At 42.8% G+C, this 12,331-nt stretch carries 11 protein-coding genes; 7 read left to right on the top strand and 4 right to left on the bottom strand.

Annotation, left to right across the window (positions count from 1 at the left end):
• Positions 1-152 precede the first annotated feature (152 nt).
• From AAAH86_RS00190 to AAAH86_RS00175, 4 genes are all read left to right on the top strand, one after another.
• A complete protein-coding gene (locus tag AAAH86_RS00190) occupies positions 153-1,211 on the top strand; it encodes a ketoacyl-ACP synthase III (protein WP_343485476.1) in 1,059 nt (352 codons plus the stop codon).
• A 96-nt stretch (positions 1,212-1,307) separates the two neighbouring features.
• Positions 1,308-1,832, top strand: coding sequence for a methyltransferase (locus AAAH86_RS00185; RefSeq protein WP_343485475.1), 525 nt, complete (start codon positions 1,308-1,310; stop codon positions 1,830-1,832).
• Positions 1,833-2,018: 186 nt separating this feature from the next.
• The gene (locus AAAH86_RS00180) at positions 2,019-2,885 is read left to right on the top strand and encodes a glycosyltransferase (protein ID WP_343485474.1); all 867 of its coding nucleotides are present in this window, start codon (positions 2,019-2,021) and stop codon (positions 2,883-2,885) included.
• Positions 2,875-3,369 (top strand): hypothetical protein, encoded by a 495-nt coding sequence (locus AAAH86_RS00175; protein WP_343485473.1) that lies wholly within the window; start codon positions 2,875-2,877, stop codon positions 3,367-3,369. Before AAAH86_RS00180 ends, AAAH86_RS00175 begins: the two co-directional genes overlap by 11 nt.
• 14 nt (positions 3,370-3,383) lie before the next feature.
• Here AAAH86_RS00175 and pafA read toward each other — a convergent pair whose 3' ends face one another.
• Entirely contained in the window at positions 3,384-5,048 is a 1,665-nt protein-coding gene (gene pafA / locus AAAH86_RS00170) for an alkaline phosphatase PafA (RefSeq protein ID WP_343485472.1), read from the bottom strand.
• A 278-nt stretch (positions 5,049-5,326) separates the two neighbouring features.
• Here pafA and AAAH86_RS00165 point away from each other — a divergent pair, with 278 nt between their 5' ends.
• Together AAAH86_RS00165 and AAAH86_RS00160 are read left to right on the top strand one after the other, a co-directional pair.
• Positions 5,327-6,064 (top strand): ABC transporter permease, encoded by a 738-nt coding sequence (locus tag AAAH86_RS00165; RefSeq protein ID WP_343485471.1) that lies wholly within the window; start codon positions 5,327-5,329, stop codon positions 6,062-6,064.
• Positions 6,064-6,831 carry an ATP-binding cassette domain-containing protein gene (locus tag AAAH86_RS00160; protein WP_343485470.1) on the top strand — a complete coding sequence of 256 codons (768 nt, stop codon included), beginning with the start codon at positions 6,064-6,066 and terminating at the stop codon, positions 6,829-6,831. Before AAAH86_RS00165 ends, AAAH86_RS00160 begins: the two co-directional genes overlap by 1 nt.
• 16 nt (positions 6,832-6,847) lie before the next feature.
• Here AAAH86_RS00160 and AAAH86_RS00155 read toward each other — a convergent pair whose 3' ends face one another.
• Genes AAAH86_RS00155 through AAAH86_RS00145 form a run of 3 tightly spaced genes read right to left on the bottom strand, consistent with a single transcriptional unit; the run spans position 6,848 to position 9,998 of the window.
• A complete protein-coding gene (locus AAAH86_RS00155; RefSeq protein ID WP_343485469.1) occupies positions 6,848-8,311 on the bottom strand; it encodes a DUF389 domain-containing protein in 1,464 nt (487 codons plus the stop codon).
• Between the two features lie 2 nt (positions 8,312-8,313).
• Positions 8,314-9,393, bottom strand: coding sequence for a mannose-1-phosphate guanylyltransferase (locus AAAH86_RS00150; RefSeq protein ID WP_343485468.1), 1,080 nt, complete (start codon positions 9,391-9,393; stop codon positions 8,314-8,316).
• A gap of 2 nt (positions 9,394-9,395) precedes the next feature.
• On the bottom strand, positions 9,396-9,998 hold the full coding sequence (locus AAAH86_RS00145; RefSeq protein WP_343485467.1) for a SprT-like domain-containing protein: 603 nt from the start codon (positions 9,996-9,998) through the stop codon (positions 9,396-9,398).
• Between the two features lie 596 nt (positions 9,999-10,594).
• On the opposite strand from AAAH86_RS00145, the gene AAAH86_RS00140 reads away from it, so the two are divergent.
• Positions 10,595-12,325 (top strand): hypothetical protein, encoded by a 1,731-nt coding sequence (locus tag AAAH86_RS00140; RefSeq protein WP_343485466.1) that lies wholly within the window; start codon positions 10,595-10,597, stop codon positions 12,323-12,325.
• Positions 12,326-12,331 lie beyond the last annotated feature (6 nt).

The following is a 12,331-nucleotide window of genomic DNA, read 5'->3' as shown; positions in this document are numbered from 1 at the left end:
AGCGTTTGAAAAGCTTTTTTAAAAAATTTTCCCACAAAAACGGCAATAACGTGGAAATTAAAAAAGCCATATTGAGTATCGTACAATATAGTATGCGAGCATAGTATTTGGATCCATTCGTTTTATATTAGCTTAACGTTAAGATAACCGTTATGAGAATCGGTATTACCGGAACAGGCAGTTACATTCCCTCTTTAATCACAAAAAACGAAGACTTTTTAGAACATAATTTTTTTGAAGTGGATGGGTCGTCCTTTGAATATCAAAATGATGTCATCATTGAAAAATTCAAAACTATCACCGGTATTCAAGAACGCCGCTATGCCAAGCCAGAATTCAATACTTCAGATCTTGGGCACTTAGCCGCAGAGCGTGCCATAGTTGATGCCAAAATTGATAAAGAGTCATTGGACTATATCATCTTCGCGCACAATTTTGGTGACGTTTCCCATGGAAAAATCCAAGGCGATACCCTGCCCAGTCTGGCCACAAGGGTAAAGCACAAATTGGGCATCAAAAATACGGGATGTGTGGCCTACGACATGCTTTTTGGTTGCCCCGGTTGGCTCGAAGGTGTCATTCAGGCCCATGCCTTTATCAAAAGCGGTATCGCCAAGAAATGTTTGGTGATTGGCGGTGAAACCTTATCTCGAGTAGTTGATGAGCATGACAGGGATAGTATGATCTATTCCGATGGCGCGGGTGCCGCTGTCATTGAAGCCCAAGAAAACAATGGCGAAATACTATCGCATATTACCGCCACGCACGCCAATGGGGAAGCCTATTATCTCTATTTTGACAAGACCAATGATCAAGAGGGTTGCACCAATACCCGATACATCAAAATGCATGGCAGAAAAATCTACGAGTTTGCCTGCACCCATGTTCCCAAAGCCATGAAAGATTGCCTTGATAAAAGTGGCGTGCCCATTGAAAGGGTCAAGAAAATCTTTATTCATCAAGCCAACGAAAAAATGGACGAGGCCATTGTATCACGTTTTTATGGTCTTTATGGAATGGAAATGCCATCTGACATCATGCCGATGATCATCGATACCATGGGTAACAATTCTGTGGCCACGATTCCAACATTGTTAGATCAGGTGAGAAAGGGCGAATTGCCCGAACATTCATTAAAAAAAGAGGATGTGGTCATCTTTGCCAGCGTCGGCGCGGGCATGAACATCAATGCCATTGTGTATCAAGTATGATACTAAAATTCCAAATATCAAATTCCAAAGTCCTCTTAAGTAGATTTATTCGCTAAATATTGGAATTTGTAATTTGTTTTTTGGAATTTGGCACCTATGTACGAAGGCAAATATCCCCATAAGCGTTATCGCTTGACCCTTGATTTTTTAAAAAAGCACATCTCGACCAATGAATCCATTCTTGATTTGGGTGTCGAAAACCCCTTTTCAGAAATCATGAAATCAGAGGGGTATACTGTTACCAACACTTCTGGTGAGGATTTGGATGTGGGTTTCAGCTCCGTTCAAGGTTCAGGTGCAGAGGTCGTCACCGCTTTTGAGATTTTTGAGCATCTGGTGGCCCCCTTCAATGTATTGAAAGAAATAAAAGCTGATAAATTGGTGGCCAGCATTCCGTTACGATTGTGGTTTGCTTCGGCTTACAAGAGCAAAACAGACCCCTGGGACAGGCACTACCATGAATTTGAAGATTGGCAATTTGATTGGCTGCTCGAAAAAGCGGGATGGGAAATCAAAGATTCGATGAAATGGACCAATCCCACCAAAAAAATTGGCCTAAGGCCTTTGCTCCGTTACTTTACCAATCGCTATTATATTATTTATGCGGAGCGAACAAGTTGATGGCTCCCCCTCCCTAGTCAGGGAGGGGTGGCTTTAGCGAAGCTATAGACAGGGTGGGTGGTCAACAATCCCTTCCGTCATTTCCCTGCCGAAAGCAGGTCAATGCCACCTCCCCTTAACCAAGGGGAGGAGTTGAATTTTATTTCTTTATTGGGATTTATAGTATGAAATTAAGAATTTTAGCAAATGTATATTTGCATCATCATCCCCGCACACAACGAACAACAATACCTTCGGGATTGTCTCGATTCCTTCGTCAGCCAAATCCAACCACCGAATGAGCTCATCGTTGTTGATGACAGCTCATCTGACAACACTTTTCAAATTGCTTCCGAATTTGCCGATAGTCATTCATGGATAAAAGTGTTAAAACACAACAGTTTTGACGAACACCGACCAGGGGCCAAAGTGGTCAAAGCTTTTAACCATGGTTTGAAACATGCATCTGAATATGATTTGATAGGAAAGTTTGATGCGGATATCATCCTTCCACCCAACTATTTTGAGCAAATGCGCAACCATTTTCAAAGCGATTGGAAATTGGGTATTTGTTCAGGCCTTCTACACATCAAGAAAAATGGAAAATGGATTTATGAAAACATTGCGGACAAAAGCCATGTTCGCGGCCCCATCAAATTGTACCACAAAGCGTGTTTCAATAAAATCGGAGGGCTCAGGGAAGGTGTGGGATGGGATACCGTTGATGTACTTTTGGCCCAATACCATGATTTTCATGTCAAGACCGATACGCAATTAAAAGTAAAGCACCTGCGCCCGACCGGGCATGGTTACAGCACCAAGAATTACCGCTCAAAGGGCATTGCGCTCTATAAAATGCGCTACGATTTGCCCTTGGCCAAAATCGCCCTCTTAAAAATGGCTTGGCAGGCCAAAAACACCAGATTGTATCTGCAAGCGGTATTTGCCTATTTGGGGGCATGGCTCAAGCAAGAACCCCGTTTTGTGACCAAAGAAGAAGGAAAATTTATCAGAAAACTACGGTGGAAAGGGGCTTTGAAAAAATTGAAAATAAATAATCTTAATGAACGATAGAAAAACAAAAACTTGGTTAACCAATAGAATAAAAGGAACTGTCGCTGAGGTAATAGCAGAACAGTTATTTATTTCTTTGGGCTTTAAAGTTTTCAAATTTGGTATGGAACATTCAGTACCTCATAGTATGGAAGAAATTCAGCAAATGGATGGTAAAGTTGCTAAAAACATTCGGCAAATGCCTGATTTCATTGCTCTAAAAAATGGGAAAGCATTTTTAATAGAAGTAAAATACCGGTCAAGTGGCAAATTTTCTATTAATGATATAAAAAATTCTGATGTCTATCCTTATAAAGAAGCATATTTTCTTTTGTTATCAAAAAGACATATAAAATGCTTATCCTTTAGGGATTTAAAAAAAGGAAAGTCTTTCACTGAAAGTTGTAGAAACTATTTAGGCTCAGTAAAAGAATTTGAAATTGACAAGGAAATCGTTATCCCCTATTGTAAAGAAGCCTTAAAATTTTTCCAAAATATTGATTAAAATCGATATTCCTATCACTCCAACATCTTAACAATCGGTTTTCCTGTAGTACCATTCGGGAAAGCAGTGCCCAACATCACGGCCAATGTCGGTGCTATATCGGGTATTTCAGTTCGATGGGCCGTGCTTCCTTTTTTGATACCAGCACCATAGAACAACAATGGTACGTGGGTGTCATAAATCATGGGGGTGCCATGGCTCGAACCTGTTCTCGGATATGATATATGGGCAGGCTTGGTCACATACAGTACATCGCCTGAACGCTTTTGGTGCCAGCCGTTCTGTAAAATATAGGGTATGCCAGATGTGTATTCATTTTGCCACATCTGGTACCCCGTATACACTTTGTCAATCATATCATAACTTAAAATTTCGGCCGCAATCTCTTCTTGCACATCGTCTAAACCCATATCTAGATTCTTGATGATCTTGTGGTCCAAAAAAATCTGATTGTTGCTGACATTCTTTAAAATATCGGTTGTACCGTAACGGTACTTAAGAAAATTGGTGAAGTCTTCCTTCATTTTTTCATTATCCAGATATCCTGCGGGCACTTTTTCATCTTTTAGATAGGCGGGTACGTTGATGGCTCCGTGATCTGCGGTCAAGAAAACCATGTATTGACCTGCCCCTACTTGAGCATCCAAAGTATTGAGCAATCGATCCAACTCTAAATCCAATCTCAGATAAGTGTCCTGAACTTCTTTGCTATTGACTCCGTATTTGTGCCCGATATAATCGGTACTCGAAAAGCTGATTGCCAAAAAATCAGCAATGCCATCCTTGCCCAATTGTTCCGCTTCGATTGCCGCCAAAGCAAAATCAGTCGTAATACTGTTGCCATAGGGGGTATATTTCAAGATTTCAAAATCTTTTTCTTTGTTCAATAAATTTGGGGTGCTGTGCGGAAAAGTAGGAGCAATCTCTGTCTCGAACAAACCTTCATAGGCATTGTTGTCTGGCCCACTTTCCAGATAAGAACTGATATTCTTAAGGGTTGTCCACGCTTTTTTATATGATTTTATTTTACCTGAAGCATTAAAGTTGTTCACCCATTCGGGCAGTGCATCCATATAGTAGCTACTCGATATCCATTGGCCCGTATCACCCCCTTCAAACCAATACGCGGCATTGGCGGTATGCCCCCCAGGAAGCACGGCCCCCCTATCTTTCAATGCCACAGCAATGACTTTACCGCGCATTTGGGTATGCAGGCGCAGTTGGTCTGTAATGGTCGTGGTCAGCATGCGATGGGGTGACATTTTACCGTCATCGGTCGTGGTGCCCACGGATTCAAATGCGTCATCTGAGGCACAATAGACCATCTTATCCTCAGTCTTGCCATACCAATGGTTTCCTATAATGCCATGGGTTGCAGGGGTTGTACCCGTATAAACAGAAGCATGCCCTGGCCCTGTACTGGTCGGTGCATAGTTGAAATGGTGGTTTTTGCAATTAAAACCTTGGTTGGCCAGTCTCTTGAAACCGCCTTCCCCATAATGGTTCCAAAATCGGGTTAGATAATCATAGCGCATCTGATCAACAACGATACCCACCACAAGTTTCGGTCTATTCTGGCTTTCTTTAGGGTCATGGTTTTTACGGTTCTTTCGTTGTGCATCCACGGTAAGAATCCCCAACAAAAAAAAGGGTAGCAATAAGAACGTAATTTTTTTCATAAGCCTTGAAAATCTTCTCTTGAAGCAACAAAACTATTCATTTATTCCATTTAAAGATGAATTCAAGGTTAAGAGCTTAATAGATTTTATCGTGCAGTCTTGTAATGAATCCGTTTCCGTCACTTTTTGTTGCCAAAATACTCTTTTGGTACTGCCAATCTCCGTTTTTGAAGCTTCGATTGACTAAAAGATACCCTATAACAAATTCTAAAAACAAAATCCATATAAGCACTAATGAAACTATTGTGCTATTTTTACCCCCTCGACTACCATTTTGCATGAATTACCTAGCTGATATTGGTCAATACTTCATTATGATTTGGGAGGTTTTCAAAAAGCCCACCAAATGGCGCATCATGAGATCATTGATTTTGAAAGAGATTGATGAACTCATCTTTAATAGTTTGGGCATCATCGTCTTTATTTCATTTTTTATCGGGGGCGTTGTGACGATACAGACGGCACTGAATTTGACCAATCCGTTGATTCCAAAAAGTTTGATTGGGTTTGCGACACGACAGTCGGTAATTTTAGAGTTTGCCCCTACGTTCACTTCCATTATCATGGTGGGTAAAGTGGGTTCGTATATCACCTCGAGCATTGGCACCATGAGGGTCACCGAGCAAATTGATGCGTTAGAAGTGATGGGCGTGAATGCGTTGAACTATCTGGTTTTCCCCAAAATCATTGCGATGTTTTTATACCCTTTTGCGGTGGCCATAGCCATGTACATGGGCATTTTGGGTGGATGGGTCGCTGCCGTATTTGGTAATTTTGCTCCCAGCGGCGATTTTGTTGAGGGGCTACAGACTGATTTTATCCCTTTTCATGTGACCTATGCCTTTATCAAAACCCTGGTATTTGCTTTTATCATTGCCACCATACCCTCATTCCATGGTTTTTTTATGAAAGGAGGCGCCCTTGAGGTCGGTAAGGCCAGTACCACCTCTTTTGTGTGGACCAGTGTAGTCATCATTATTCTAAACTATGTGTTAACCCAATTACTGCTTGGCTGATGATAGAGGTGGACAACATACACAAGTCATTTGGTGACACCAAGGTTTTAAAGGGCATCAGCACTGTTTTTGATGAAGGAAAGACCAATCTCATCATTGGGCAGAGCGGATCGGGCAAAACGGTACTTATAAAGTGCATGCTTGGTCTTTTTGAACCAGAGGAAGGAAGCATTTGTTACAGCGGTAAACGGTATTCAGAACTTTCTTTGGACGAAAGGCGCAACCTCAGACAAGAGATGGGTATGGTCTTTCAGGGCAGTGCCCTTTTTGATTCGATGACCGTTGAGGGCAATGTCATGTTTCCTTTAGAGATGTTCACCAAACAGTCACGGGCCGAGATGCAAGATCGGGTCGATTTTGTTCTCGAACGGGTCAATCTTATCGATGCGCATAAAAAGTATCCCGCAGAAATTTCGGGAGGCATGCAAAAGCGAGTGGCCATTGCCAGAGCCATAGTGATGAAGCCCAAGTACCTTTTCTGTGATGAACCCAATTCAGGATTGGATCCCAAGACCGCCATTTTAATCGACAACCTTATTCAAGAGATTACCCAAGAATACAATATCACTACTGTGGTCAACACCCATGACATGAACTCGGTCATGGAAATCGGCGAGAAAATCATTTTTCTGAAGAATGGCATCAAAGAATGGGAAGGCACCAACAAAGAAATATTCAAGACCGACAATGAGGCGGTGACCAATTTTGTGTATTCTTCAGAATTGTTCAAAAAGGTTCGTCAAATGTACATCGAAGAACGAAACTAGGGCGTATTGACACGCCCTAGTCAGCGACACGTTTCACCTGAATCTTATCATTCTGCAAGCGCAGCTTCAACCAATCAGATAACTTTTTTTGGTCTTTTTCCAATTGCCCTGAACCAATGCCTTTTTTCCATCTGACCTCAAAAAGTGGTATGGTATCCAGCTTGTTAAAATCCGTTTGTATTCGGTATGAAAAACCCAATCCGGATAAATTTTCATAATTGGTTCGAGCCTCGGCACTGATCTCGCGAAAAGGAATCTGTTGCGAGGCGTTAAAGCTTAAGTTGGCCAACTCGGCTTCCAAGACCCTAATGCGTTCATCTTTGGTCAAGAGTTCCGCCTTTTTTGCCTCATACAATTCACTGACGTAGTTGAATTTTTCTTCTGAATCGTCTCTACCTCCTTGCAGCAATCGCAAATCAGCATCTTTGAGCTTGCTGTATTGGTTCTTCTTGGCGCGCCAAGTATTCACCACATTTTCGGGAATTTCTTCATTGCCCATGCAGACAACTTCGATATACGGATTCTCACCCCCTTGGTATTCAATCTCGGTGAGATTATCGACATAGCGGCCATTTTCCGCAAATTCATAGGTTTCAATGGTTTCTGATAAAAACTCTTGGGCCTGTTTTCTGAACTGTGCTTCTTGTAGGGCAATGTAAAAGGTATATCCGGCAGGAATCATGACTGCAAGCCCGACCACCGAGGCGACCCTTGCAATAAACCGTCGTTTTCTTGAATTGGCGTAGCGCACCATCGGAAACCGCAAGTATTTGATGACCAAAAATGTGGCAAGACCTATGAATATGGTATTGATGATAAAGAGGTACATGGCGCCCGCAGCATAAAGGGGCTTGCCAATAGCCAATCCGAACCCAACGGTGCATAAAGGCGGCATCAGCGCGGTTGCAATGGCGACACCAAAGATGACACTGGCAATGGTACCCCGCTTAGCTCGGGCGATCACCAGGGCCAATCCACCAAAAAAGGCAATCAGCACATCGCGAATATCAGGTTTTGTTCGTGCCAACAATTCTGAGGACTCATCCCGTAAGGGAAAGAAATAAAAGAAAAGAAAGGCCGTCACCACACTGAGTACGACCATGACCGTGAAATTTTTCAACGAACGCCGCAACGTATCAATATCATTGATGGCGAGAGACATGCCCATGCCCAAAATCGGGCCCATCAAGGGGGAAATCAACATCGCACCGATAACAACGGCAGTAGAGTTGGCATTAAGACCCACGGATGCAATAAAAATGGAACATACCAAAATCCATGAGGTATGCCCTTTAAAAGGAATATCTGCGATTATGGAGTCTTTGGTAGAGGCAGGGTCGGTATTGCTCCTGATTTCAAGAAGGTTGTACAGAAACTTTCTGATACTGCCCAAAAGGCCCTTAAAATCTTTTTTTACCTCATTGCCCTGCTCTTTGTCAGAGGTTGGGGTGATGTTATCTTGGTTCAGGTTTTCTTCCATACTTAAACATGTTGGTCACCAAAGGTATCTTTGACCTGACCACGTACTTTTTTAATGTCTTGTTGTTTGGCTTTGGGATAGATCAACAGCACATCTTCGTTATCCACGATGATGTAATCCTCTAATCCATCCACTACAATAATTTTTCCATCGGTAGAACGAACCATATTTCCTTTTGAATCTTCAAAAAGCGTTTTGGCGTTCACCACGGCATTGTGATTGGCATCTTTATCCAACTTTTCATAGAGTGCGCCCCAAGTGCCCAAATCGTTCCAGTCAAACGTGGCGGGCAGGGTAAAAATGGCTTCAGAACGTTCCAAGATAGCATAATCGATGGATATATTTTCAGCCTTTGGATAGTTCTCTTTGATAAAATCGGTCTCTTCTGCCGTGTTATAGCATGATATTCCCCCTTCAAAAAGATGGTACTGTGTAGGCTGGTGTGCTTTGAATGCCGCTACAATGGTATTGACACCCCACATGAAAATACCCGCATTCCAGAGAAAGTTGCCTTGTGCCAGAAATTCTTTGGCGGTTTCTAAGTCAGGTTTTTCCCGAAACTGCACCACCTTTTTTAATGGGCTCGAATCGGCTTTCTCAAATTCAATATAGCCGAACCCGGTATTCGGGTGTGTGGGTTGAATGCCCAAAGTACAAAGCACCGCTTCTTTTTCGCACTTGTCAAAACACGCCCTGACATCATTTTCAAAAGCTTGCTCGTCTTCAATCCAATGATCGCTGGGAGCCACAATCATCACTGCATCGGGATTCATCTTCTGTATTTTCAAGGCAGCATACAAAATACAAGGGGCCGTATTCCGCATGGCAGGCTCGAGCACCACCTGCTCCTGTTTTACCTGTGGCAGTTGTTGCAAGACCAAATCATTGTAACGTTCATTGGTCAAAATCAAGATGTTCTCAGTGGGGATGAACTTGTTCAACCGGTCAAACGTTTTCTGGATCAAGGTCTTTCCTGTGCCCAACATGTCATGAAATTGCTTTGGATAGGCCTCGGTGCTCACTGGCCAGAACCTCGAGCCCACGCCCCCGGCCATCAATACGGCATAATAGTTTTTGTTCATATTTATTCTTTGACCAATTCTACCTCTGCATTTGGCTGGAACAAATATAATCTACCCGTCGTCAATTCAATACATTCGTAGCGTTTTACCCGCTTTTTTCCTTTTTTGAACAATTTGCCGTTGTACAGTCGAAATGTGCTGCCCATGGGGAGTTCAAAAACATAGCTTTTCTGTCGTTCTTCGGGGTCAAATGCCTGTAAGGCTATGGAAAGTCGGGCATCAGTTGAACTACTTGCCTTCGGGTTCTTAAAATGGTTGGCAATCAATGGCAATAACTGTGAGGGAAAAACCTCTGGGCGAATAAAGGGAAGCATCAGTTGCTGAAAAGTGCGCTTCCATTCCACCCCATGGGGTTTAATGCGTCGCCCAAACTGTTCAAAAGCCACCAAATGGGCAATTTCATGTACCAACGTAATCAAAAAACGGTATTTGTTCAGGGAAGCATTCACAGTGATTTGATGGCCACCATTGGGCATTTTACGATAATCACCATGGCGGGTCACCCGGTGGTTGACGATTTTTAGGTGCACCCCGTGGGCCTTTATCAACTCAAAACAGGGCTTTGCCGCTTGTTCAGGAAGGTATTTTAGCAACACTTCATTCACAGGAACAAAAATAGCGGTTTTGGTTTTGGGCAGATGAACAAATGAATATTGAAGTATATCGGTTTTCTACTAAATTAGGATAATAAACTACATCAGTGTATAAGAGTTGTCGTTAGTTTTGATAAAATGAATCGCAGAATAAAGATTGGATTTATTGTACTAGTGGTAACAGTTCTTTTAAGCAACATCCTTCCTGTTAGATTATTTATTGAAGGTTTGTTCATTCGTTATCATTTTGAAACTAAGAATTCTGAATTTCAATACACCTTAATTGCTAATAAAGATAAAGTTGAAGGGATGAAAAATCTATTCAAAGAATTTCTTAAAAACAACCCACAAACCAATGATACCGTGCTATATAGAACCTTTAAGAGAAATCCGCTAAAATTTTGGAATTGGCGATTCTACATGACGAGCGATATGTACGATTACAAATTAAAAAACTAACCACAGCACTGCCATAATCATTGCGACTTTTCGTTAACTTCGAAATCCAATTTTTCACTACCTTTAACATCCTTGAAATTAGGGCATTTTAAGCAGTTCCCTCCCAAACGGATACGTTCCTTACAACATATCATTACAAAACAACCACCATGAAAAAAAGACAACTGTTGCTTTTAGGGGCAATGACCCTATTGGCCGTCACCGCCTACATCTTTTCAAAAGCAAAACAACAAAGCACCCCCCGACCCCAGATGGCCTCGATGAACTTTATCAAATGTACCGTGGCCAAATTTATGTTGAAAGATGTGGACACTACCCAACAGATTGCCCCGCTTTTTTCTGGGCTCGGTGATTTGACCCTGCCCATCACCACTGAGAAACCAGAAGCGCAGACCTTTTTTGACCAAGGTTTGAAGCTGCTCTATGCCTTTAACCATGCCGAGGCCCATCGCTCTTTTATGGAAGCCTCGCGAAAAGATGGCAATGCCGCCATGACGTTTTGGGGACAGGCTTACGCCCTTGGGCCCAATATCAATGACCCCCTACCCGACACCGAACGAAAATTAAAGGCTTTTGAAAGCCTGAAAAAGGCGCAGAAGGCAGCTGTAAACGTTACACCAAAAGAGCGAGCCTTGATTGAAGCTCTGGCCTTACGCTACAGTGCGGATACTACTATCGAGACAGCTGCTTTGAACACCGCATATATGGAAGCCATGGCAGAGGTCGCTCAAAAGTTTCCCAATGATGCCGATGTACAAACTTTGTTTGCCGCCTCGGTCATGAACACTGTGCCTTGGAATTACTGGGATAAGGAGGGAAATCCATCTCCCAACATCCCAGAAGCCAAAAAGGCGTTGGAAAAGGCCATTGAAATCAATCCCGACCATCCGGGAGCGCACCACTATTATATTCACATGGTTGAGTTGCCACAGCCCGATTTGGCGGTGCCAAGTGCAGACCGTTTAAGAACCTTGATGCCATCGGCGGGCCATATCGTTCACATGCCCTCGCACATCTATATTCGGGTCGGCCGCTATCTTGACGCGGTCGAGGCCAATCAGGAAGCCATCTTGGCCGATGAGGATTATATCTCGCAATGCTATTCACAAGGCTTGTACCCGCTTGGCTATTACCCCCATAACATCCATTTTTTATGGTCAGCAGCCAGTTTGTTAGGTGACAGCGAAATAGCCTTGGATGCCGCCAAAAAAACAGCGGAAAAGGTACCTGTTGGAGAATTAAAGTCATTACCCTTTTTGCAAAATTTTTCGGCCACACCACTTTTGGCCTATGTTCGATTTGGCAAGTGGAACGAAATTTTGACCACCCCAAGTCCAAACAATGAAATCAAACATTTGAAAATGATTTGGCATTACGCCCGTGGTATAGCCTTTATCAGAAAAAATAATGCGACCGAAGCCAAGGAAGAATTGCAGGTCCTTAAAAACATGATTGATGACCCAGAAATGCAAGAACTTATTGCTTCTGGTTTTGACCCCAGCTCGGCATTGGCAGAAGTGGCACACGAAGTGGTCGCTGGTGAGTTGGCACTTTTGGAAGGAAAACATGATAAAGCCATCACACACCTTGAAAAAGCAGTGGAATTGGAAGACGGGCTCACCTATACGGAACCATCGGCTTGGTACATTCCACCCCGTCAAAACTTGGGCTCAGCCTTACTGAAGGCGAAAAAATACACCGAAGCGGAAACTGTTTACAGAAAAGATTTGGAAAAACTACGTCAAAATGGCTGGTCGTTGATGGGGCTCTACCAAAGTCTTAAAGCCCAAGGCAATCATGATGAAGCCAACAATATCAAAAAAGAGTTTGACAAGGCTTGGGAACATGCTGATTTGACCATTGAAACATCCGTTCTGTAGCAAGAA

The organism is Allomuricauda sp. d1, from assembly GCF_039592695.1.
In the GTDB taxonomy this organism is placed as follows: domain Bacteria; phylum Bacteroidota; class Bacteroidia; order Flavobacteriales; family Flavobacteriaceae; genus Flagellimonas_A.
Note: the sequence above shows the minus strand (reverse complement) of the source record. Positions and strands in the feature narration are given on the sequence as shown.

Coding starts and splice junctions, on each gene's coding strand:
- AAAH86_RS00190 (WP_343485476.1), top strand. CDS start 153: ATGAGAATCGGTATTACCGGAACAGGCAGTTACATTCCCTCTTTAATC.
- AAAH86_RS00185 (WP_343485475.1), top strand. CDS start 1,308: ATGTACGAAGGCAAATATCCCCATAAGCGTTATCGCTTGACCCTTGAT.
- AAAH86_RS00180 (WP_343485474.1), top strand. CDS start 2,019: ATGTATATTTGCATCATCATCCCCGCACACAACGAACAACAATACCTT.
- AAAH86_RS00175 (WP_343485473.1), top strand. CDS start 2,875: ATGAACGATAGAAAAACAAAAACTTGGTTAACCAATAGAATAAAAGGA.
- pafA (WP_343485472.1), bottom strand. CDS start 5,048: ATGAAAAAAATTACGTTCTTATTGCTACCCTTTTTTTTGTTGGGGATT.
- AAAH86_RS00165 (WP_343485471.1), top strand. CDS start 5,327: ATGAATTACCTAGCTGATATTGGTCAATACTTCATTATGATTTGGGAG.
- AAAH86_RS00160 (WP_343485470.1), top strand. CDS start 6,064: ATGATAGAGGTGGACAACATACACAAGTCATTTGGTGACACCAAGGTT.
- AAAH86_RS00155 (WP_343485469.1), bottom strand. CDS start 8,311: ATGGAAGAAAACCTGAACCAAGATAACATCACCCCAACCTCTGACAAA.
- AAAH86_RS00150 (WP_343485468.1), bottom strand. CDS start 9,393: ATGAACAAAAACTATTATGCCGTATTGATGGCCGGGGGCGTGGGCTCG.
- AAAH86_RS00140 (WP_343485466.1), top strand. CDS start 10,595: ATGAAAAAAAGACAACTGTTGCTTTTAGGGGCAATGACCCTATTGGCC.